Source organism: Paraburkholderia phosphatilytica (genome assembly GCF_003443895.1).
Lineage (GTDB): Bacteria > Pseudomonadota > Gammaproteobacteria > Burkholderiales > Burkholderiaceae > Paraburkholderia > Paraburkholderia phosphatilytica.
This window is the reverse complement of record NZ_QQOA01000003.1, coordinates 325,793-348,987: the sequence shown is the minus strand read 5'-3', so window position 1 is coordinate 348,987 and position 23,195 is coordinate 325,793. Positions and strand designations below refer to the sequence as shown.

The 23,195-nt window shown below is 66.0% G+C and carries 17 protein-coding genes; 6 read left to right on the top strand and 11 right to left on the bottom strand.

The features are described 5' to 3' along the window. Window positions 1-9: 9 nt before the first annotated feature. The 9 genes from DVS29_RS05080 to DVS29_RS05040 form a co-directional block, all read right to left on the bottom strand. Window positions 10-1,689, bottom strand: coding sequence for a Na/Pi cotransporter family protein (locus DVS29_RS05080; protein WP_118179332.1), 1,680 nt, complete (start codon window positions 1,687-1,689; stop codon window positions 10-12). Between the two features lie 84 nt (window positions 1,690-1,773). Further along, on the bottom strand, window positions 1,774-2,571 hold the full coding sequence (locus DVS29_RS05075; protein ID WP_118179331.1) for an ABC transporter permease subunit: 798 nt from the start codon (window positions 2,569-2,571) through the stop codon (window positions 1,774-1,776). Further along, entirely contained in the window at window positions 2,555-3,439 is an 885-nt protein-coding gene (locus DVS29_RS05070; RefSeq protein ID WP_118179330.1) for a 2-aminoethylphosphonate ABC transporter permease subunit, read from the bottom strand. The genes DVS29_RS05075 and DVS29_RS05070 overlap by 17 nt, the downstream gene beginning before the upstream one ends. Continuing rightward, entirely contained in the window at window positions 3,432-4,586 is a 1,155-nt protein-coding gene (locus tag DVS29_RS05065; protein WP_118179329.1) for an ABC transporter ATP-binding protein, read from the bottom strand. Before DVS29_RS05065 ends, DVS29_RS05070 begins: the two co-directional genes overlap by 8 nt. After that, complete coding sequence (locus tag DVS29_RS05060; RefSeq protein ID WP_118179328.1) at window positions 4,586-5,617, bottom strand: 2-aminoethylphosphonate ABC transporter substrate-binding protein; 1,032 nt, start codon at window positions 5,615-5,617, stop codon at window positions 4,586-4,588. The genes DVS29_RS05065 and DVS29_RS05060 overlap by 1 nt, the downstream gene beginning before the upstream one ends. Before the next feature lie 118 nt (window positions 5,618-5,735). Further along, entirely contained in the window at window positions 5,736-7,184 is a 1,449-nt protein-coding gene (gene phnY / locus DVS29_RS05055; RefSeq protein WP_118179327.1) for a phosphonoacetaldehyde dehydrogenase, read from the bottom strand. A 26-nt stretch (window positions 7,185-7,210) separates the two neighbouring features. Then, on the bottom strand, window positions 7,211-8,473 hold the full coding sequence (gene phnA, locus DVS29_RS05050; RefSeq protein ID WP_118179326.1) for a phosphonoacetate hydrolase: 1,263 nt from the start codon (window positions 8,471-8,473) through the stop codon (window positions 7,211-7,213). 11 nt (window positions 8,474-8,484) lie between these two features. After that, window positions 8,485-9,642, bottom strand: coding sequence for a 2-aminoethylphosphonate--pyruvate transaminase (locus DVS29_RS05045; protein ID WP_118179325.1), 1,158 nt, complete (start codon window positions 9,640-9,642; stop codon window positions 8,485-8,487). A 194-nt stretch (window positions 9,643-9,836) separates the two neighbouring features. Beyond that, window positions 9,837-10,613, bottom strand: coding sequence for a DeoR/GlpR family DNA-binding transcription regulator (locus DVS29_RS05040; protein WP_240655462.1), 777 nt, complete (start codon window positions 10,611-10,613; stop codon window positions 9,837-9,839). Window positions 10,614-10,939: 326 nt separating this feature from the next. Between DVS29_RS05040 and DVS29_RS05035 the strand changes: the two genes are divergently transcribed. After that, window positions 10,940-12,508, top strand: a complete 1,569-nt coding sequence (locus tag DVS29_RS05035) for a methyl-accepting chemotaxis protein (protein WP_118179323.1) — start codon at window positions 10,940-10,942, stop codon at window positions 12,506-12,508. A gap of 33 nt (window positions 12,509-12,541) precedes the next feature. Here DVS29_RS05035 and DVS29_RS05030 read toward each other — a convergent pair whose 3' ends face one another. Further along, entirely contained in the window at window positions 12,542-13,477 is a 936-nt protein-coding gene (locus tag DVS29_RS05030; protein ID WP_118179322.1) for a LysR family transcriptional regulator, read from the bottom strand. 132 nt (window positions 13,478-13,609) lie between these two features. Here DVS29_RS05030 and DVS29_RS05025 point away from each other — a divergent pair, with 132 nt between their 5' ends. Together DVS29_RS05025 and DVS29_RS05020 are read left to right on the top strand one after the other, a co-directional pair. After that, on the top strand, window positions 13,610-14,926 hold the full coding sequence (locus DVS29_RS05025; RefSeq protein WP_118179386.1) for a serine hydroxymethyltransferase: 1,317 nt from the start codon (window positions 13,610-13,612) through the stop codon (window positions 14,924-14,926). Between the two features lie 60 nt (window positions 14,927-14,986). Then, a complete protein-coding gene (locus DVS29_RS05020) occupies window positions 14,987-16,132 on the top strand; it encodes a branched-chain amino acid ABC transporter substrate-binding protein (RefSeq protein ID WP_118179321.1) in 1,146 nt (381 codons plus the stop codon). 28 nt (window positions 16,133-16,160) lie between these two features. Here DVS29_RS05020 and DVS29_RS05015 read toward each other — a convergent pair whose 3' ends face one another. After that, window positions 16,161-16,955, bottom strand: a complete 795-nt coding sequence (locus DVS29_RS05015) for a DUF899 domain-containing protein (RefSeq protein ID WP_118179320.1) — start codon at window positions 16,953-16,955, stop codon at window positions 16,161-16,163. A gap of 168 nt (window positions 16,956-17,123) precedes the next feature. Between DVS29_RS05015 and DVS29_RS05010 the strand changes: the two genes are divergently transcribed. From DVS29_RS05010 to DVS29_RS05000, 3 genes are all read left to right on the top strand, one after another. Then, window positions 17,124-18,215, top strand: coding sequence for a hypothetical protein (locus tag DVS29_RS05010; RefSeq protein WP_124800599.1), 1,092 nt, complete (start codon window positions 17,124-17,126; stop codon window positions 18,213-18,215). Window positions 18,216-18,288: 73 nt separating this feature from the next. Then, a complete protein-coding gene (locus DVS29_RS05005) occupies window positions 18,289-19,299 on the top strand; it encodes a sensor domain-containing diguanylate cyclase (RefSeq protein ID WP_118179318.1) in 1,011 nt (336 codons plus the stop codon). Window positions 19,300-19,496: 197 nt separating this feature from the next. Beyond that, window positions 19,497-23,186 (top strand): hypothetical protein, encoded by a 3,690-nt coding sequence (locus DVS29_RS05000; protein WP_118179317.1) that lies wholly within the window; start codon window positions 19,497-19,499, stop codon window positions 23,184-23,186. The last annotated feature ends 9 nt before the right edge of the window (window positions 23,187-23,195 follow it).

Below are 23,195 nucleotides of genomic sequence, written 5' to 3'. Positions count from 1 at the left end.
TCGGTAAGTTCAGTTTCCTCGCCAGCCTGGGTCGACGACGTTGGAGTCGGCACGTTCCAGCGCGGCCTCGTCGTTCTCCTGTCGCTCCAGCAGCGGGTAGGCCAGCGCGCAGATATGCGACTGAATGCGCACGAGGTCGCGCAGCACGTCGAGATGCAGCGCACTCGATGTCAGACTATCCGGCTGGCGCTCGCGCAGCCGTTCGAGGTGACGCTCGCGAGCGGTCCGCTCCAGATGCCGCAATGTCTGCTTGTCGGCGAGCACCGCTTCGGCCGTTTGCCTGCGCCCCGATACGAGCAGCGCCTGTGCACGGTGAAAGCTGGCGACCACCGCATCGTGCATCAGGCGCAGATCTTCGGCGCCTTCCGCCGAAAAGCTCAGCTGCGACCGGATCTTTTTCTGCGCGAGCTCGAGCAGGTTCTTGTCGACGATATCGCCGATGTGTTCGAGGTTGATCACCGCCGTCATGATAGCCGACGCCCATCGTTGATCCTGCTCGCCGAGCGGCTTGCGCGTCAGTTCGGTCACGTAGTGCTTGATCGCGTCGTGGAAAGCATCGACGGCGTCGTCGCGGTCGGCCACTTCGTTGACCGTGCGTCGATCGTTCGAGAGCAGCGCCGGCACGCATTCGCGCAACATGATCTCGACGATCTCGCTCATCCGCAGCACCTCGCGGGCCGCGCACGCCAGTCCCTGCGATGGCGTTAGCAAGGCCGTTTCATCGAGGTGACGCGGGGCGTCCGCGTCAGCACCCGAAGGCTGCGCCGGCATCAACCGTTCGAGCAGACGCGCAACCGGCTCGAGTACGCCGATGAACACGACCGCGATCGTCACGTTCAGGCCGGTGTGAAAATTCGCGATCGCGCGGCTCGGATCGCCGGGCAGCGAATCGAGCCACCCCGCGAGCAGCGAGCAGAACGGCAGCAACACCAGGCAGGCACCGCCGCGCAGCAGCAGATTGCCACCCGGCAGACGGCGGCGGCTCAGATCGTCGCCCTTCGCGGCTTCGAACCACGGGTTGAGCGCGCTGCCCACGTTCGCGCCCAGCACCATCGCGATCGCGGTCGCCATCGATACGGTATGCACTTTCGCGAGCGACATCACGAACAGCACGACCGGAATGCTCGAATGCGCAGCCCATGTCAGCACGCACGCAAGCACCGCGTTCAGCACCGGTTCGTCGGCGAGCGCGCCGAGCACCGTGCGCAGCGCGGGTGCCGATTCGGCTGGCTGCACCGTCGATACGAGCAGCGTAAGTGCGAGCAGCATCAGGCCGAGGCCGATCGACGCACGGCCGATGTCGCGGTTGCGCGAGCCCTTGCCTTTCTCGAACATCGCCATGCCGATCAACAGGCAGGCGGGCGAGATCCAGCTCAGGTCCAGCGAGAACGCCTGCACGATCAGCGTCGAGCCGACATTCGCGCCGAGCATCACCGCGAGTCCGGTCACCGGGGCCATCATCCCGCGCGCGGCGAACGACGACGCGATCATGCCGGTGGCCGTGCTGCTTTGCAGCGCGCCGGTGATCGCGAGGCCCGCGCAGAATGCGTTGAAGCGGTTGCCGAGACTGCGCGCCATGAAGCGCCTGAGCGACGCGCCGAAGGCCCGCATCAGTCCCGACTCGACCATGTGCAAGCCCCACGTCAGTAACGCGACGCCTCCTGCCAGATGCAGCGCGATCAGGATCACCGGAACGCTCCCTGTTGCGTTGTCGTTATCGGACCTCGTTCGTTGCGCGCGGAACGGGTCGCCCGTCTTTCATAGTGCTGCTTCTCATCGCACCGCTGCGCGGCTCGACACACGAGACAAAGCGAGCAGCACGAGCAGCGTGCCGCCGCCGAGCACCATCGTCAGTGTCGCCGCATCGAAGATCGCGCCGCGGTCGGAGAGCGCGAAGATGCCGACCGGCAGCGTGACCCAGCCGGGCGGGTAGATCATCAGCGTCGCGCCGAGCTCGCCCATCGACAGCGCGAAGCTCAGACTGAACGCGGCCAGCAGATAGGGCGCGACGAGCGGCAGCGTCACGCGCGTCAGCTTGTAGAGCGGACGCGCGCCAAGGCTTTCGGCCACCTCGCCGTATTCCGGTGCGAACCGTGCGAGCCCGGCGGACACATTGCCGTACGTGAACGCGGAGATCAGCAGGAAGTGCGCGACGAATACGATCGTCGCTGTGCCGTTGAGCAGCAGCGGACGCTGGCTGAACGCAACCAGCAGCCCGAGACCGATCGAGACCGACGGCACCGCGCTCGGCAGGAAGAACACCACGTTCAGGATCCGCGATGGCGTGCCCTTGAACTGACGCAGCGCAAGCGCCGACCACGTACCGGCGACGAGCGCCGCGGCGCTCGCCACCGCGCCGGTCGTCACGCTTACGCGCAACTGGTCCAGCGATTCGGAGTGCAGGATCCGAGTGTAGTGCGAGAGCGTCAGATGACTCGGCAGGATACCGTTCCATTGTCCGCTCACGCTCGCCAGCGCGATCATCGCGACCGGCAGGCCATAGATGGCGACGAACAGCAGCGCGGCGAAGCTCCACGTCGAGACGCGGGCCCATCTAGTCCACAGAAGCACGGCGACCTCCGCACAGTGACATCACGGCCTGGTAGCAGGCATAGAGCCCGAGCGACAGCGCGATATTGATGACGGCGATCACGCACGCGGTCGGGTAGTCGAACTCCTGGATGGCCTTGTCGTAGATCAGCAGCGGCAGCGTGATCACGTCTTTCGCGCCGATGAACAGCACGATGCCGAACTCATTGACCGTCAACAGCAGGCACAGGCTGCCGCCTGCGAGCAACGCGGGCAGCGCGGCCGGCAGGATGATCTTGCGGACGATGCCGAGCGGCCGCGCGCCCAGACTGCTGGCCACTTCGATCTGCGAGTTCTCGATCTGCGAGAAGCAGGCGAGCAGCGGCCGCATGATGAACGGCGTATAGACGGTGATCTCCGACAGCACGACGCCCCATTGCGTATACAGGAAATCGACGGGCGGCATCTGCAGATGAAACGCCGACATCAGCGACTGGTTCAGGATCCCCGCCGACCCATACACGAACGTGAACGCGAGCGCGACGAGGAAGGTGGGCAGTGCGATGAACGTATCGATCAGGCGTCCGACGAAGCGCGCGCCGGGAAACGGCACGAACGCGATCACGAGCGAGAACACGAAGCCGAGCACGAGGCAACCCGCCGATGCGCTGACCGCGATCGCGATCGTGTGATACAGGCCGCTGATGAACTGGCGGGAACGCAGTACCGTTTCGAAGTTCGCGAGCGTCAGCGTGTGGGTGTCGCTCGCGAACGCCTGCAACGCGATCAGGCACAGCGGGTAGAAGAACAGGCCCGCGAGCACGACGAGCGGCGGCGCGATCCAGAGGCCGCGCCAGTGCGCGCGCGAGCCGCCGGATGAAGCCGGCGGGGCAATGACGAGATCAGCCATGGCCTTCTCCCTCCGGGACGAGCGTCACGTCGGCCGCATCGAAGTGCGCCGACAACGCGGTGCCCGGCTCGGGCGGGCGGGCCAGCTGCGCGCGCGTCAGACGCACGGTTTTGCCGCCGACGTCGAGCACGACATCATGCAGTTCGCCGAGCCATTGCACGCTGCGCACGACGCCCGTTACGCGGTTCGCGTCCGGCGAGCGCGGCTCGAAGTGCAGGTCGTGCGGCCGCACGCACACATAGCACGCGCTGCCGGCCGTGAGACCGTGATGGTTGCGCCCGGAGATGAAGCCGTCGCCGCAGCGCACGCGTGCGAAACCGTCCGCAAGCGGTTCGAGCTGCTGCGCCGCCAGCACGTTCGCACGCCCGAGGAATTCGGCGGCGAAGCGGTTTGGCGGATGCCGGTACAGCCCCTGGGTGTCGCCATATGCGATCAGCTTGCCGTCGCGCATGATGCCGATGTGGTTCGCGAGCGTGAGCGCTTCCGTCTGGTCGTGCGTCACGTACAGCACCGTCAGCGACGGCAGGCTGCGATGCAGTCTCGCGAGTTCGTCGAGCATCGAGCGGCGGATCTGCGCGTCGAGTGCCGACAGCGGTTCGTCGAGCAGCAGCACCTGCGGACGGATCGCGAGCGCGCGGGCAATCGCGACGCGTTGCTGCTGGCCGCCGGAGAGTTCGCGCGGATAGCGCGTCGCGTACTTCGACATGCCGACGAGTCCGAGACACTCCGGCACGCGCTGCCGGATCACGTCGGCGCCCGCGCCGCGTGCGCGCAATCCGAATGCGACGTTGTCCTCCACGCGCATGTGCGGGAACAGCGCGTAGTTCTGCACGACCATGCCGATGTTGCGCGAGTACGGCGGCAGTCGCGTCACGTCGCGGTCGCCGATCAGGATGCGTCCGGTGCGCGGCTGCACGAAGCCCGCGACCGCTCGCAACGCGGTGGTCTTGCCCGACCCGGACGGCCCGATCAGCGCGACGATTTCGCCCGGCCGCACGTTCAGGTTCAGCGACTCGAGGATCGTCTGGCCGCCGTACGCCACCGACACGTTCTCGAAGCCGATGCCGCTCGCGCCGTGCGCGACGGCGGCCGGCGCCGCGGAGGCCCGTTGCTGCGGCCCCGGTTCCATGATGATGGTATTGGCCATTAGTTGCTCGCGATCGCGTCGTTGTATGCCGCCACGTCGGCCTTCAGATCGTGCATGACCTGGTTCCAGTTGGGCTCCCAGATGTCGACGCCCTGCAGCGCCGCGTTCAGCGTCTTGAAGTTGCTGTCGGTCGGGTGCACGTCCGTGCGCGTCGGCAGACCGTAGGCCGTCTTGCTGATCGCCTGCTGGGCGTCCGCGCTGATCAGGAAGTCGATCAGCTTCCGGCCGTTGGCCGTGTGCGGCGCGCCGGCGACGAGGCCGATGTAGTAGGGCAGCGAGAAGGTCGCGCGGCGGCCGTCGGGACCCGCGGGGAAAAACACCGAGATGTTCGGGTTGTCGCGCATCTGCGCGAGGTTCATCTGCAGATCGCCATTGGCGACGTAGAGCTCGCCCTTGTTGACGAGCGCGGTGAGCTTGCCGGTCGACGCCGACGGTCCGAGCGAATTCACCTGCAGTTTGCGCAGATAGTCGAAGCCGTCGCGCTTGCTGCCGAACGCGTGGAAGGTCTGCAGCATCATCGCGGTACCGTCGCCCGCCTGGCCCGGCGTGGAGTACTGCACTTTCTGTTTGTACTGCGGCGCGAGCAGATCCGCGTAGGTCTTCGGCGGCGTTTTCAGCGCCGCCGAGTTGTAGATGAAGCCCGGATAGTTGTCGACCATCGCGACGAAGTCGCCTTTCGGGTCCTTGTTGCGCGGATCGATCCGGTCGGCGCCGGCGGGCGTGTACGGCTGCAGCAGACCATCGGCCTCAGCCTTCTGCATGAACGGCGGCATGGTGACGAGCACGTCGGCCTGGACGTTCGATTTTTCCTTGCCGAGGCGGTCCACGACGCCGCTCGAACCGGCCTCGATGTATTGCACCTTGATGCCCGTCGCCTTCGTGAAGGCGGCGAACTCTTCGCCGAACCAGCTCGGCGAGCCGTCGTGCAGACCGTCGGCGCTGTAGACGGTCACGACGTCGGACTCTGCGTGGACGGGCGTCGATACGACGGCGATTGCGCATGTCAGCGCGGCGATCAATGGAGTCTTCATGTCCAACCTTCCTTCTCGTTGAGTTCGGATGCCGGAAAAATCCCGTGTGGCCGCGCACAGGCGGCGCGCGTCCCGCGCGTGCGCGGGCGCCTGAAGTCTCTTTTTCAGATGAAGCGGCTTACTCCCAGGGCAGCGACCAGGTCCTGACGTTCGTGTAGCTCTTCATCGCCTCGACCATGCCTTCCTTGTAGCCGTTGCCCGAGTCCTTGATGCCGCCGAACGGCGACATCTCGGTGCGGTAGCCCGGCACTTCCCACACGTTCACGGTGCCGACCTCGAGTTCCTGGACGAAGCGCGTCGTGTAGTCGAGCCGGTTCGTGCAGACTCCTGAAGACAGGCCGTAGGCGGTCGAGTTGGAGATGCGGATCACGTCGTCGATGCGATCCGGCACGCGGACGATCGGAATCACCGGCCCGAAGGTTTCCTCGTGCACCAGCTCGCAGTCGTACGGCACGTGATCGACGACGGTCGGCGCGAACAGCGCGCCGCGCCGCGGTGCGCCGTACAGCACGCGCGCGCCGTGCGAGACCGCGTCTTCCACGCGCCGCTCGAACAGTGCAGCGGCTGCCTCGTTGATCACGGTGCCGACGTCGACCGTCGGGTCCATCGGGTCGCCGCATTTGAGCTTCTTCGCATGCACCAGCACGCGTTCGACGAACGCATCCGCGACGCTCTCGACGACGAGGATCCGCTTGACCGCCGTGCAGCGCTGTCCCGAGTTTTTCGTGGCGCCCGCAACGGCGAGCTGCGCGGCGCGATCGAGGTCGACGTCTTCCATCACGATCAGCGGATCGTTGCCGCCGAGTTCGAGCACGGTGCGGCGATAACCGGCGTTCTGCGCGATGTACTTGCCCACCCGCACCGAACCCGTGAACGTAATCAGGTCGCAGTGCGGATCGGTGATCATCGCGTCGCCGAGGGTGCGCGGATTGCCGGTGACGACGCTCAGCATCTCCGGCGGCAGCCCCGCTTCATAGAGTACGTCGGCGAGCGCGAGCGCGGTGAGCGGCGTGAGTTCGGTCGGCTTCAGCACGACGCGGTTGTTGGTCGCGATCGCCGGCGCGAGCTTGTGGCTCACCATGTTCAGCGGATGGTTGAACGGCGTGATCGCGGAAATCACGCCGAGCAGCGGCGTGCGCATCGTGAAGATCTTGCGGTTCTTGCCGTTCGGGCTGACGTCGCATGCATACACTTCGCCGTCGTCCTTGATGGTCAGCTGCGCGGCGAACGACCACACGTCGTACGCGCGGCTCGCTTCGTACAGCGCGTCCTTCCAGCACAAACCGGCCTCCGCGGTAATCAGGCGCGCGAAGTCTTCCTTGCGATCGCGCAGCGTCTCGGCGGCGGTCTGCAGGATACGCTGACGCTCGAAACGCGTCAGCTTCGGCCGCGCGGCGTGCGCTTTTGCGAAGGCTTCCTGAACATGTTCGGGACGGCCCGTGGGCACGGTGCCGACCACCTCGTTCGTGTACGGATTGAAGACTTCGATCACATCGTCGGTGCTCACGTGCCGACCGGCGATGCGCATCGACTCCTGCCTGACGGGGGATTGGGTCATGACGTTCATTACGTACCTCGTTCAAGAGTCCGTTGTTATGCGATCGCGGTCAGCACGACGTGATTGAGCGCGACGTCGAAGATGTCGAAATTGCGCAGCTCGCGCTTTGCAGGCCAGCTGGTGGTCCGGTTCACGAGCAGCGGCACGTTCTGTTCGGACAGGCCGCCGTGCGAGCGCAGCGGCTCGGTGAGGCCGGACAGGTCGTGGCGCGCCGCGCTCGTGCCGAACACCTTGCCGCGCGTGCCGATCACGACGATGTCGCCGATCCGGTCGGGCGGCAGCTCGAAGCGCTTGCATGCATCGCCGCGGCTGAGCGCGAGTTCGATGCCTTCGGTCTTGCGCAGGCGTTTGAGCAGCGCCGCGGCATCGGCGTCTTCGTGCAGATAGATGGTCGCGAACGAGCCGAGCGCGCCGTGATGCGCGACGTACGGATCGGTGATGGGCAGGATCACGCGCGCCTGGTGCGCGCCGAGCCACGCGTCGAACAGGTCCTGCAGATACAGCACGTCGGGTTCGCCGCTCGCGCCGTGCTTGCCGTTCATGCCGTGGTCGGCCGTGATCGCGAGCACGCAGCCGGCCGCGTCGAGCTGGCCCACGTAGCGGTCGAACATTGCGTAGAAGTCGTTCGCCTTCGGTGTGCCGGGCGCGGCCTTGTGCTGCACGTAGTCGGTGGTCGACAGGTACATCAGGTCCGGCTGGAACGTCTCCAGCAGCTTCACGCCGGCGGCGAACACGAACTCCGACAGATCCGCCGAATACACGTCGGGCAGCGGCATGCCGACGAACGACAGCACGTTGCCGATGCCGTTGCCGGCGAGCGTGGCCTGATCGGCTTTTTCCGCGGAGAACGCGATCGCGCGACCTTCGGCGAAGTCGAGCCCCTTCGCGAGTAGCGTGCGCAGCTTGTCTTTTGCGGTCACCACGGCGACCTTCGCGCCGGCCGCGTGAAACGCGCCGAAGATGGTCGGTGCGCGCAGGAAGCGCGCGTCGTTCATCATCACTTCTTCGCCGCTCGCCGGATCGTAGAAGTAGTTGCCCGCGATCCCATGCACGCTCGGCGGACGGCCCGTGAGGATAGACAGGTTGTTCGGGTTCGTGAAGCTCGGGATCACACACTGCGCGATGCGGCTCGTGCCCGTGCGCAGCAGTTTCGCGAGATGGGGCGCGCATCCGGCCTTGATCGCCTCTTCGATATAGGCCGGCTCCGACCCGTCGAGACAGATCACGACGACGGGCGCGTTCGGGAAGCGGTATTCGCGCTCGTTCACCGTGACGGCGCTGTCATGCAACGTGCTCATGGTGTTCTCCTTTACGCGGTTTTTTCGACGAGGCCAGCCACGCCCATTTCTTCGAGCACCTCGGCGATCGCCGCGAGCGCCGCGCGCATCTCCGTCTCGCCGATGCGGCCGATGCAGCCGATCCGGAACGAATCCGCGACCGTCAGCTTGCCGGGGTAGATCACGAAGCCGCGCGCCTTCAAGCTCTCGTAGAAGCGCGAGAACACGAAGTGCGGATCGTCCGGCATGTGGAACGTGACAATGATCGGCGCCTGCAGATCCGCTGCGAGCAGCGGCCGAAAGCCGAGCGCGCGCATGCCGTCCAGCAGGATCCGGCAGTTCCTGCGGTAGCGGCCGCCGCGGCCGGCCACGCCGCCTTCCGCGTCGAACTCGTCGAGTGCCTGGTGGAACGCGACGATCACGTGCGTGGGCGGCGTGAAGCGGTACTGGCTGGTCTTTTCGAGGTTGGTGCACTGGTCGTGCAGATCGAGTACCAGCGTCGTGGCATTGCCCGCGCAGCGCGCGAGCGCATCGCGCCGGCAGATCACGAAGCCGAGGCCCGGCACACCCTCGATGCACTTGTTGGACGATGCGGCGACCGCATCGATGTGCATCGCGCGGACGTCGATCGGCAGCGCGCCGAACGCGCTCATCGAATCGACGAGATAGCGCTTGCCGTAACGGGCCGCGAGCGCGCCGATCTGCGCGATCGGATTCAGGATGCCCGACGTGGTCTCGCAGTGAACCGTGAACAGATGCGTGATCGACGGCTGGCTCGCGAGCAACGCCTCGACTTCCGCGAGATCCGGCGGCGTGTCTTCGGCTGTTTCGTGCACCACGGTCCTGCGCCCGGCGATCTCGAGGATGCGCTTCGCGCGCTTGCCGTACGCGCCGTTGATCAGCAGCAGCACTTCGCCGTCGGCCGGCACGAACGTGGTGAGCATCGCCTCGACCGCGAACGTGCCGGAGCCTTGCATCGGCACGGTAACCCAGTCGCCGGCGCCGTTCGCGATGCCCGCGAGCCGCGTGAGCACCGAGCGGTTGATCTCGATGAAGTTGGCATCGCGCGAGCCCCAGTCGTGAACCATCGCCGCCTTGACCGTGCGCGACGTGGTGAGCGGGCCGGGCGTCAGCAGAAGCGGATCGCCGGTCTCGGAAGTTGCGGGAAAGGAATACGGGGAAGCCGTCATGGAATGTCTCCGTAGGGGGCGCTGTGACGCCGGTCAACTGCATGGAGGGCACTCTAGGCCACGCAACAAATAACGTCAAGATGCAAAAAAATGCCACATTCGGGGTCGCAAGAAAGGCGTGCGGCGGCCTTCCCGCAAGGGGCGTGGGGCTTTCGGAGGGAGAGCGGGGAAGCGGTGGCGCGCGGGGGTGCGGGTTAGCCCTGGCCGTTGGCGACGATCACGGGCCACTGCTGCTGCGCGAATGCGCGGGCGAGCGGCGCGGGCGGCACGCGGTCTACGATCAGTCCCGCGATCTGCGGGACGGGCGCGATCCGCACCGGGGTGCCCTTGTCGAACTTGTTGTGATCGGCCAGCACGTACACGGCCTTGCCCGATTTCATCATCACGTGGCGCTGTTCGGCGGCGAGCCGCGTGTAATCGGTGAATTCGCCCTCGGGCGAGATGCCGCCCACGCCGAGGAACACGATGTCGACGCGGAAGTGGGCGAGGGCCGCCATCGTTTCGATGCCGAACGTGGCTTCGTCGGTCGAATCGATGTCGCCGCCGAGCATCACCACCTTCACGCCCGGCGTGCGGCACAACAGCATCCCGATCGGCAGGCTGTTCGTGATGACCGTGAGGTTCGACTGGTTCGTGAGCGCGGCCGCGAGGCTCAGCGTGGTCGAGCCCGAGTCGATCAGCACGACCATGCCGTCGGTGACGAAGCGCGCCGCGGCGGTGCCGATCGCGGCTTTGCCCAGCGCGTTCGCCGCTTCGCGCGCGGCCAGCGACGGTTCGATCACGGAGCGCTTGACCCCGCCGCCATGAACGAGATGCACGCGCCCCTGCTCGGCGAGCGTCTTCAGGTCGCGGCGGATCGTTTCGCGCGAAACGCCGAGCTTCTCCGCGAGGTCCGCGATGCTGACCGAACCCGCGAGGTCGAGGTTGTGCAGGATGTAGTCGAGCCGACCGACGGCAAGCAGGCGGTTCACGGGGGCGGCCATCGCAATCGGAGTCGCTGGGCGGGAATCCGGCATGGAGGGGTTCTCAGGGAAGCGGGCGTGGGACTCGGGTCATCGAATGATGGCACAAAACGCCACAAAAGATCGCGGGTGCTTGCGGGGTTGGTTGCGAACGCGCCGAGTGGCGCCGGGAGCGAAAAGCGTCGCACATTTCCCACGGCGCCCAGGCGCCGAGGTTCAGAAAATCCGTAAGCTGCCGTTTAGCATGGGTAACACAACGAAATTTTTACTGCTCCAGACGTTGAGCCGACAACGAACGCTTCAGAGGCCCAGCGTCAACAGAAGGATAGAACTTCATGCTGCCCAATTTCCGCGACCTGCGCATCGGCGTTCGTCTCGTCATCGCTTTTCTCATTGCCGCCTTGCTGACCGCGTTGCTCGGTGCCGTGGCCTATGCCCGACTCTCCGCCATCACCACGGAATGGCAGCAATACGAATCCGTCACGCTGGCCAAACTGCAACTGCTTCAGCACGCGAAGGATGCGTTCGGCGATGCGGTTCACAACTACAAGGACTACGTACTGCGCGGCGGCGACTATCGTGCGAAGGTGCTCGCCAATCTGGACGACATCGATCAGGCCGCGCATGCGTCGTTGCGGATGGGCACGTTCGGGCCGGGCGAGTCCGACGCTGTCGACGCGCTCACCACGGCGACAGCCGGCTATCGTGCATCGCTGAAAAGCCTGGACGCGCTCGTCGCTTCGGGCGCATCGATCGACGCGCGCGATCATGGGGTCGCCGGTGCGGACAAGCCGATCGGCAAGGCGCTGGATGCCCTCGTCGCGATCGGCATGCAGTGCACCCGCGAACAGGGCGCAACCGTCACGCACCTCGCGGTGATCGCGGAATGGACCATCGTCGTCGTCACGGTCGCGGCGCTCGCTTCGGCCGTGCTGCTGGCGTTCTTCATCACGCGCAGCATCACCGTACCGATCGGTGTCGCGGTATCGGCCGCGGAAGCCGTGGCCCGCGGCGATCTCACCCAGAACATCGTCGCCGATCGTGCCGACGAAACCGGCCGCTTGCTGCATGCGCTGCGGGACATGAACGAGAGCCTGCTGAAGGTTGTGGGGCGGGTGCGCAGCGGCGCGGACAGCATGGCGACGGCGACGAGCCAGATCGCCGCGGGCAATCAGGATCTCTCTTCACGTACCGAAGAGCAGGCGAGTTCGCTCCAGCAAACCGCATCGAGCATGGAGGAGCTCACGACGACGGTCCGGCAGAACGCCGACAACGCGCGGCAGGGCAGCGCGCTGGCAGGCAACGCGGCCGACGTTGCGCAGAAGGGCAGTGCGGTCGTCGGCAAGGTGGTGAGCACGATGACGGACATCAGCGCGAGCTCCGGCAGGATCGCGGAGATCACAGGCATCATCGAAGGCATCGCGTTCCAGACCAACATTCTCGCGCTCAACGCCGCGGTCGAAGCGGCGCGAGCCGGCGAGCAGGGCCGCGGCTTCGCGGTCGTGGCAGGCGAAGTGCGCAGCCTGGCCCAGCGTTCGGCGAGCGCGGCGAAGGAAATCAAGGAACTGATCGCGACGTCCGCGCAGAAGGTTCAGGACGGAACGCACCTCGCGTCCGAGGCGGGCGACACCATGTCCGACGTGACGCGCGCGGTCGCAAGGGTGAGCGACATCATGGGCGAAATCGCGGCGGCGTCGAGCGAACAGAGCCGTGGGATCGAACAGGTCAATCTCGCCGTCGCGCAGATGGACCAGGTGACCCAGCAGAACGCGGCGCTGGTCGAGCAGGCTGCGGCTGCGTCGGCGTCGCTGCAGGATCAGGGGCGGCAGTTGAGCGACGTCGTCGCGTTTTTCCGTCTGCGCAACACAGCGGACCGCCGCGGCCAGATAACCGGGGCGGCCTGAGGATCACGAACGGGTTGAGCGAGGTTCTTCCATTCACCGCACGTCTTTCCGGACCTCGTGTTGTCCCGGGGCGAGCAGACGCGCGGCACTCCGTACCACCTCCTCGACGAATGCGTTGATCGCCGGGTGGTTGCGTTCGCCGCGCCGGAACGCCACGTAGATCTTCCGGCGCACCTCCGGTCTCAGCTTCACCCATGCGACACCCGCAGGCGGGCGCACCATCCTCAGCCCCGGGACGATCGACACGGAGCAGCCGGACGCCACCATCGCGCCGACCATTTCGAAGCCGCGGCATCGCGCGTTGATCCTCGGTTCGTACCCGGCGCGCCGGCATAGATTGGCGATGAAGTCGCCAAACACGCTCGTGGTCGAATCGATCGCCCAGGCTTCATGCCGGAGTTCGGCCACGCTCAGCGACGGCTTGCCGGCCAGCGGGTGAGTCGCGGCGAGCGCCACCGACAGAACGTCTTCGGCCAGCGGTACGACGCCGACGCTGTCCTGTTTGTCGCCGATCACGATCGACAGATCGTCGATCAGCGCAATGTCTGCTCGCCAGGACCGCAGCGCCGCGAGCCCGTCGGCCGGCTCCATCTCTTCCAGGATGATGTCGAGGCGAGGAAAGACCTGCCGCAATGCCGTGACCGTGTCCGGCAGCACGGCCGACGCGACCGACGGAAACGCAGCGACCCGCAGTTCGCCTGCGATTTCCCGGCGCAGCACGGCCAGTTCGGAGCGCGCTTCGTCGAGTACGACCATCACGCGTTCCGCGTGACCGACCAGCGCCTGCCCGGCGGCTGTGAGCCGCACACCGCGTCCGACGCGCTCCGTCAGTTCGACGCCGGCCTCCTCTTCGAGCTGCGCGATCTGCTGCGATACGGCGGACGGTGTGAGGAACAGCGCCTCGGCGGCGGCGGCGATCGTGCCACGCCTCGACAGTTCGAGCAGCGCGCGCAGCCGGCTCACGTCCATGGTCCCGACCCTCCGTCCGCTAGCGATCAATTCAACAGATTCGCTAATGTATAACGCAAAAAACGATAAGTATACGTGAGCAAATTCGCAGCCTACGATGGGTTTCATCGCTGTGAACGCAAGGACATCATCATGCTGGAAGCTCGCCCGTGGGTCCCGCGCGGCCCCGAAAACTACGTTCAATCGCTGGTGACACGCTTCGCCGCACAGAGTGCCGAGCAGAACGAGCGGGACCTGCTCGCATTCGTCGAAGAAAATCGTGCGATCCACGAGCGCGACTGTTTCAACCTCAATCCCGCGACGAACGCGATCAACCCGAAGGCGGAAGCGTTGCTGGCGGCTGGCGTTGGTTCGCGCCCATCGCTGGGTTATCCCGGCGACAAGTACGAAATGGGTCTGGAGGGTGTCGAGAAGATCGAGGTGCTCGCTGCCGAACTGGTTGCGCAGGTATTCGGCGCGCGCTTCGCGGAGATTCGCGTAGCGTCCGGCGCGCTCGCGAATCTCTACACGTACGTCGCGGCGGCGAAACCGGGCGACACGGTTTTCGTGCCGTCTGCCACCGTGGGCGGTCACTTCAGTCATCACGCCAACGGCGCCGCCGGCATGTACGGCGTCAAGCCGCATCTGATGGCATTCGACGCGACACGCTACACGGTCGATCTGAATGCGTTGCGCGAGGACGCGCTGCGGCTGCGGCCGAAAGTCATCACGCTTGGCCAGAGCCTCAACCTGTTTCCTCATCCGGTCGAGGAGGTGCGCGCGATCGCCGACGAAACCGGTTCGGTGCTGCTCTACGATGCCGCGCACCTGTGCGGTCTGATCGCGGGTCACGCGTGGCAGCAGCCGCTCACGCAGGGCGCCCATCTGATGACCATGAGCACGTACAAGAGCCTCGCGGGCGCGGCGGGCGGACTGATCGTGACCAACGACGCGGAGCTGGCCCGCAAGCTCGACGCCATTGCCTATCCTGGCCTGACCGCCAATTTCGATGCGGGCAAGTCGGCGTCGATCGCGATGACGATGCTCGACTGGCAGGCGTTTGGTGGCCCATATGCCGCGGAGATGGTGAAGACCGCGAGCGTGCTCGCGACCGCGCTCGTGGAAGCCGGTCTGCCCGTGTTTGCGCGCGACCGCGGCATGACCACGTCGCACCAGTTCGCGATCGAGGCGCACGAGTTCGGCGGCGGGCAGACGATGGCGAAGCTGCTCAGGAGAGCCAACATTCTTTCGTGCGGCATCGGTCTGCCGCTGCGTGATATCGACGGCGACGTCAATGGCCTGCGGATGGGCACGCCGGAACTCGTTCGCTGGGGTATGGGTGCCGACGACATGCCGCGGCTGGCGGGCTTCATCGCGGACGTTCTGCTGCGCCGCAAGTCGCCCGAAGAGGTCGCGCCTGCCGTCAGCGAGTATCGCCGGCAGTTTTCGCGACTGCACTATCTGCGCTGAACGGGAACGTGCGAGCGGCGCGTGCCTTTGAGACATCCATTGAAGGTTGGAGGAACGGCAATGAAACGCTTCAAATCGGTCATCGCGGTCGGCAGTGCTGTCATGTCGCTCGCAACGGGCGTCGCGCATGCGCAGGAAGACACGGTCAAGCTCGGCTTCGCTGGCCCGCTGACCGGCCAGAATGCAAACCTCGGCAAGGACGTTGAACGTGGCGCGCAGATGGCGGTCGACGATCTGAACGCCAATCCTCCGGTGATCGGCGGGAAGAAAGTCAGGATCGCGCTCGACGTCGAAGACGACGCCGGCGATCCGCGTCAGGCGACGCAGGTCGCGCAACGTCTCGTTGATGCCGGTGTGAAGGGCGTGGTGGGCCACTTCAATTCCGGTGCGACGATTCCCGCATCGAAGATCTACTACGATGCGCACATCCCCGAGATCTCGCAGTCGTCGACGAATCCGAAGTACACGCAGCAGGGTTTCGACACCGCGTTCCGCCTCGTCGCGAACGACGGCCAGCTGGGTTCGGTGCTGGGCCGCTATGCAGTGCAGAAGTGGAACGCAAAGAGCGTGGCCGTGATCGACGACCGCACGGCGTACGGCGAGGGGATTGCCGAAGAGTTCGTCAAGGCGGCGACGGCGGCCGGCGCCAAGGTCGTGTCCCGCCAGTACACGAACGACAAGGCGACCGATTTTCACGGCATCCTGACCGAAGTCAAAGGCGCCAATCCGGACGTCGTCTTCTACGGCGGCATGGATGCGCAGGGCGGCCCGATGATCAAGCAGATGCAGCAGCTCGGCATGACCGCGAAATTCATGGGCGGCGACGGCATCTGTACCGGCGAGCTGCCGAGCCTTGCTGGCGCGTCGCTGTCCGACCGCCAGGTGATCTGCGCGGAAGCCGGCGGCATCACGTCGGAATACGCGGCGGGCATGGAGAACTTCCGGACGCGTTTCAAGGCGAAGTATGGCGAGGACGTCGTGATCTACGCGCCCTACGCCTACGATGCCGTCATGATTCTGGTGGACGCGATGAAGCGGGCCGGTTCGTCCGACCCGGCGAAATATCTGCCCTGGCTGAAGAAGACGGACTACAAGGGCATCATCGGCGAGACGCGTTTCGATTCGAAAGGCGACCTGCAGAATGCGACGCTGACGCTCTACACGTTCAACGACGGAAAACGCGAAAGCCTCGGCGTGCAGCACTGAGTCACCACCGCGTCACGCGCGCTTCGCTTTACGGTTTTTCGTCCGTTTGCTGGTTCCGGAACGCCGCCTCGCCGGCGTCCGACACCTCGACCCATTTTTTGTCGGGCGGTGCGTCCGCGACATAGCTGTCGTGCCAGTTCCACCACTTGTACGGCGGGGTCTGCGGATAGCCTGCGGGCGAGTCCTCCCACACCTCCTGGCGGCCGAGCGGCGTGATGTCGAGGTAGTTCCAGGTGCCCCCCATCTGTTCGTCGCCGCGGTTGTTGATGAAGTAGGTGCGGAAGATGCGGTCGCCGTCACGGTAGAACACATTCGTGCCGTGCCACTCCTCCACGCCGAAATCAGCGTCGAAGCTGTCGGTGACGGTGAACCACGGAATCTCCCAGCCCATGCTCGCCTTCAGCCGCGCGATGTCCGCCTGGGGCGCGCGAGAGACGAAGACGAGGGTGGTGTCGCGGGCGTTCAGATGCGAGACGTGCGCGACCTGGTCGGCCACCATCGAGCAGCCGCGGCACGCGTGCTCCGGCCAGCCGAACACGCCCGGCTCGAAGAACGCGCGGTAGACGATCAGCTGACGCCGGCCGTCGAAGAGATCCAGCAGACTGAGCTTGCCTGCGGGGCCTTCGAATGCATAGGTCTGCTCCACGGCCATCCACGGCATGCGGCGGCGCTCGGCGGCCAGCGCATCGCGGGCACGCGTGAACGCCTTTTCCTTCACGAGCATCTCTTCAAGCGCGGCCTTCCACGCCTGCGATGACACGACCGGCGGGGTGTGCATCGCCGGCTGTGCGCCTTTCGTTCCGTTCTCGGCTGAAGTAGTCATGGCTTCTGCGACCTCCTGATGTGGGTACGTTGGTGCGCCGCGTGGCTGAAGCGCGATGCGATCCGCTACACGTCGCGTGTGGTTCGACGTGAATCAGTCTGAACCTGGAAAGCGCACGCTGGGAGTAACAAGTGTGGCGGCATTTCAGGGAGGTCAGGCCATTCCGCTATGCGCACTGACCACGGCACAGGCAACCTGACGCTGCGCGCCGATTCGAATGCGGTCGACAACGGCGGCAGCATCGCCAGCTGCGGCACCGTCGACTGGTCGAAGAGCACGGGCATCGTCAGCGCGCTTTACGACATGAACGGCAGCTATAGCCCTGGCACGCTGCTCGGCAACGCAGCCTGGACCGCGGCGGTCTATAGCGGTCTCGTCACGCAGATCACCGCTTATCAACTGGTCAACACGGTCGCGGATCTGCAGAACGTTGCCAACAATCTGGCCGGCAACTACGCGCTCGGCACCGACATCGGCACGGGCAATATCCGCTTTCACACGCTCGCATCAGCCACGCCATTCACGGGGCAGTTCGACGGCATGTGGCATACGGTCAGCGTCGGGCCGGATGCCGGCGGCATGTTCGGCGACATCGGCGCAACGGGTGTGGTGCGCGACGTGAACGTCAACGCGAACACGGGCGTCGGATTCGGCTATGGGGCGAATGGCGCGGGCATTCTCGCGAATGCCAACGACGGCACGATCGCGAACGCGTTCGTGTCCGGCTCGAACACGGACACGCTGGGCGAGCAGGGCGTCTCTTCGCTCGCCGGGCTGGTCGGCACCAACCGCGGCCTGATCGCGCGCTCGGGCAGCAGCGCCAGCGTGAACGCGAGCAACGCGGCCGGGCTGGTGCTCGATAACCAGGGGACCATCGTCGAGTCGTACTTCACCGGCTCGGTGTACGGCATGTTCCTGACCGGTGTCGCGGGCGGGCTCGTGCTGAGCAACGAAGGCACCATCGCGCAGTCGTTCGTGTCGGGGGCGGCCAGGTCGGCGGGCACGCCGCCCGGCGTGCCGGGGCAGGCGGGCGCCATCTGCGTGAATTGCAATGGCGTTTCAACCGACGTCTACTGGAACGCGCAGACCACGGGCACATCGTGGAGCGGCAGCAAGCTGCCGGCGTCGAACGGGCTCACGACCGCGCAGATGAGCGACCCCGCGAGCTTCGCCGGCTGGGATTTCAGCGCGAACGGTGCGTGGGCGATGCCGGCCGGCGCCACGTATCCCGTGCTCGCGTGGCAGGTCGCCGGGCACTGACGCGCGTGATGCTGGTATCGCGCGCATAGCTCTGGCACCATTCGTCGGTCGATCTACTGGCGAGGAAGGACTGATGGAGGAAATGCTGGAGAAGCTGTCGGCTTCGGTCATGGCAGCGAACAGCCTGGAGGCGCTGACCCGGCCTCTGCTGGAAATGCTCGAGGTCGTGACCGGCCTCGAGTCGACCTACCTGACGTCGATCGATCAGGAAAACGCGGTGCAGTCGATCACCATCGCCCGCAATACGGGCGAGCTGTCGATCCCCGAAGGATTGACCGTTCCCTGGTCCGATACGCTGTGCAAGCGCTGCCTCGAACAGGGGCGGCGCGTCGTGTCGAATGTCAGCGAGGTGTGGGCGGACTCGCAGGCCGCCGCCGCGCTCGGCATCGAGACCTACGCCAGCGCGCCCGTCTGCGGCAGCAATGGCGAAGTGATTGGCACGCTGTGCGCGGCCGGCAAAACCAGCCGGAAACTCGGGCCCCGCGCGCGCAGCGCGCTCAACCTGTTTTCGAAGCTGATCGCCGGGCATATCGAACGCGAGCGCTTGCTGGAGCAGCTGCGTCGGTCGAACGAGTATCTGACGAAATACGCGCTGACCGATTCGCTGACGGAGCTGCCGAACCGGCGCGCGCTGCGCGACGAGCTCGGCCGGTTGCTCGCGCGAGCCGCGCGCGACGGCTCCTATGTGCTGGTGGGCATGATCGATCTCGACGGCTTCAAGCAGGTCAACGACCAGTACGGCCATCCCGCCGGCGACCAGTTGCTGGAGCAGTGCGCCAGGCGCCTTTCAGGAACGATACGGGATACGGACATGCTGGCCCGCGTCGGCGGCGACGAGTTCGCGATCGTGGCGCCTGGACCCGCGGACGAAGCGGAAGCCAACCTGGCGGCGGTGGACCTTGCCGCGCGGGTCGCCGCGGCAACGGCTGGAAACTATTCGCTCCGCACGGTCCAGTTGCCGTTCGCGGGTGCGAGCGCCGGCGTGGTGGCGGTGCGTTTTCTGTCGGTGGAACAGGCGCTCGGCCTCGCCGACGAAGCCATGTACCAGGCGAAGCGCGAGCGTCAGCAGGGGGCTGGCAGCTGACCTGCCTGGCCGCGCTGGTGGCGGGGAAATGCGGCGGCGCAGCGTCGCCGGTCAGGAAAAACCCGACCCTTTTCATCGTTCTAGGACATGGGTGTCCCGATTTGTCGGAGGTATCGTGAACGTTGGCGATTTATCGGCCCACTGATCGATACCGCGCGACGCGCCGTTCGCGGCGTCGTCCCGACAAGGAGGCAACGATGAGCATCATGCTGGTAGGAGGACGTCCCGTTCAACAAACGGATCTGCCACCCACGCAGCAGTCGCTCCCGCCCCCGCCCAGCGCGACGGAGGTCAGCGCCGCGTACCAGGCGCTGCAGCAGAGCCTCCACGGCAAGGACGTCAATGCCGGCACGATGCGCGATGCGGTGACGAATGCGTCGCGCTACAGCAAGATCAGCCAGCAGGCGATCGCCGAAGCCGCGCTGCTGATCCAGGCGCAGTACGATCTGAAGCACCCCGCGCCGGGCGGCGCATCGGCGTCGACGTCGACAGGTAACGCGTACACGCGCGCGGCATCGGAGCTGCTGTCCTACCGGCAGGGCAACAGGCAGCCGGTGTTCGATGCCCGCGTGATGACCAGCGCGCAGAGCGCGATGGACGGCGGCGAGCTGAGCGCCGCACCCGGGCAAGCGGTGTCGAACTACGATGCCGCGCCGTCCACCTCCGGCCCGACGCCCGCTCCGATGACTGCGCCATCCGGTGTGCCCACGCAAAGCGAAGCGCAACCGCAGATCGATGCGTTCGTGCACGCGGGGCTCTCCGCGAAGGCGGCGGCCGGCGCGGTCGCGATCCTGTACGGCGGCACCGATGCGGACCTGAAGGCGCTCGGTCTGGCGCCTGCCACAGCGGGTAGCAGCAACGGTACATCCACACAAACCAGTGCGCCGTTCGCGGGCACCGTCGCGGGCAACGACGCGCCCGTGGGGATCTCGCAGACGCAGTTGGCGCCGGGCGAGACGCCATGGCAGGTGTACGAGCAGTCGCCGCTCGTCGATCCGCACAACCCCTCGCAGTTTCTGCAGGAGCTCGCGGCTTCGAATTCGCTCGATCCGCAACCGTTCGACAGCCGGCCCGCGAATTCGCCGGACGCGGCGCATCATCTGCAGATCAACGCAACCGTCACGGTGCTGGATTCGACCCGTCTCGGGATGCTTCAGCAGCAGCGCCAGGACCTGGCGTCGCTGGCCTCGCTCGATGCGATGCCCACCAGCGAATGGCGCAACAAGTACGACGGCGATCAGGTGACGAGCATGCTCGCGCCGCTGCGGCAGTCCATTGCGAGCGAGCTGAACTATGCGGCGCAGAACATGCCCGATCCGGTGTCGCAGCTCAGCGCGCTGGCCGCGCCGATCGCGGCGCGCGCACCGGAGAGTCACGTCTTCCAGGAGGCGTTGAGTGGCGCGGAGCAGGACGTCACTGCGCAATGGACCGCGCAGGGCCGCGCGCCGAATGCGCTCGGCACGCTCGTGCACGATCAGGCGAGCGGCGACACGGCGGCGCTCACGCGCGATGCGACCAGCCAGCTGCATGCGGTCGCGGAGGCGGCATGGCAGCAGTCGGGCGGCGATGCGAACGCGGTGCGTGCGGCCGTCGCGGCGCGCGGCGGTTGCTATGTGAGTTATCTGAACGCTGCTGCTGCGCCCGTCATGAAGCAGGTGGTCGACAACGTGCTGCAGACCGTGCTGGTCGACGAGCCTGTCGATCGCATCGTCGCGGCTTCGCAGCGCAGTCCTGCCGCCGGCATGGTGCAGTTGCAGAAAGAGGTCAACCTCGCGATCGATCCGACGACCAATGCGCCGTACAGGACCTCGGGGCAGATTGCGGCGATCATGAACGATCCGCGCGTGATGGCGGCGATGAAGCATTTCGTCGATGGCGCGTACGACATGCAGGACCTCGGCGGCGACGGCAGCGACGTGAACTCGAACGCGCCGCTGATGTCGGAGGCGGATTTCTCGTCGGGGCTCTCCGCGTTGGGCGCGGCCTGCCAGGACGCGTTCACGAGCGATGCGCTCGCGCCCGCGAACAGCCCGCAGTCTCGAGGTCAAGGGCTGACGGGAAAATCGGCGGTCGATGCGATCGCGACGTACATCAGCAACAAGCCGGGCGGCTCGCAGGCGATTGGCGGCGCGACGACTTCGGACGTCGCACTGGGCAACGTCGCTTTGCCGGTCGCGATAGCGGCAGCCGATGTCCACGCGGGACGCGATCCCGGTTCGCGGGGTAACAGCCTCTCCGACGACTCGGTCATCGATGCGCTGCGCTTCGGCCTCGACAACTACACGAAGAACGTTCTGGATCCGCTGGAGAGCCGGATCCAGGGCGACGATATTCCGCTTGCGGCAGGCCAGAGCGAGTGGGGCAGTCTGCTGACCACCCCTCCGTCAGGCGCGAGCAAATCGCAGCAGCAGGCGAACACGGCCACGCTGCAGGGCATCCAGAAGAAGCTGATGACGCCTACCGTGCTGAAGGACATCGGCGACCAGACGCAGGCACTCCTCACGCTGCGTTCGATGCAGAACGTGCTCGACGCGTATCCGCAGATCCGGGGTGCGTCGGGCTACACGTCGGATGAGCCCGACCTCTCGTTCTATCCGGTCACGGCGTCGAGCAACTTCCAGAAAGCATGGAACTCGGCGATCAGTACCGCGACGAACGGCAACGCGGAGCAGATGGCCAGCAAGGTGCCGTTCACGCAGTTCTGGTGGCTGTCGCGGACCATCGTGTCAGGCTCGGCGTACGCGGCCGAGGAAATGGGTCACGCGTCGCAGCGGGACGGCAACCTTTCCAAAGGTGTGCAAAGCATTCTCAACTTCCTGGTGGGCCAGCCCTCGGCAACACCCGACGATCCGGCGCCCGTACCGAAGTCGACGTTCGATGCGGCGGGCTTGCGCGGCGCGAGCGGTGCGATGGCCGCGCTGTGGTCGTTCAATGCCGCCTATCTGATCGGCACGGCGCCGCAGAGCACGACGAAGCCGCTCGAATACGACAACGTTGCGTTCGGCGTGAACCAGCTCTATTTCGCCGCGACGGAGCTGGCCGATTTCATCAATCCGAACTGGAAGCAGGCGTTCTTCGGATCGATCGTCGAGCATCCCGCCGAGGCGCCCGTGGCCGACACGCCGACGCGCGCGCTGTTGAATTCGATCAGGACCAGTCTCGACGAATCGGATCTGCCTTCGGGATTGAGCACGTCACTCAAGTTCGCGGTGGGCAGCGTGCTCGGCGACACCGCGGATTTCGCGTATTTCGTGTCCACGGTGTTTGGCATCGGTGCGCTCGCCAATGCGCCCGGCGACAATCTCGGCAGCCAGATTGCCTATGGCGGCGGCGCGTTTGCCGCGCTGACGTTCCTCGGCAAGGCCGGGTCGCAGATGGCCGGCGAATTCGGCACCGAAACCATTGCCGAGCTGGCGGGCAAAACCTTGCTCGGGCTGTCTGCCGATGCGTGGACCGGCGTGGGTGTCGTGGTCAATTTTCTCGCGGCGCTCGTGCAGTTCGGCGTCAGCCTGCATCAGGCCGCGCATTCGCTCGACGTGGATCGCGCGTGGCTCGATGCGCAGGGCGTGCCGGACAGCATCTCCGACCCGATGACGCGCCACATGACGACGATCGAAGGCGGCACCAGCGCCGGCGGCTTCATCACCGCGTATTTCCGCGAGCAGGGCAAGACCAACGCGGACATGATCGCGTGGATGAAGTCGCTGAGCGACGGCGACGAAGCCGATCGTATCGCGACGTATGCGAAGGAACAGTCGGTTGGACAGGGGCCGAACGGCAGCTCGACGATCACGCAGGCGCAGATTCAGGCGTTCAGGCAGTTCCTCACCGAATCGCCTGACGAACAGGAGGCGACCTTGCACCCGATACCGCGCGGCGCGCATTGACGTTTCGCA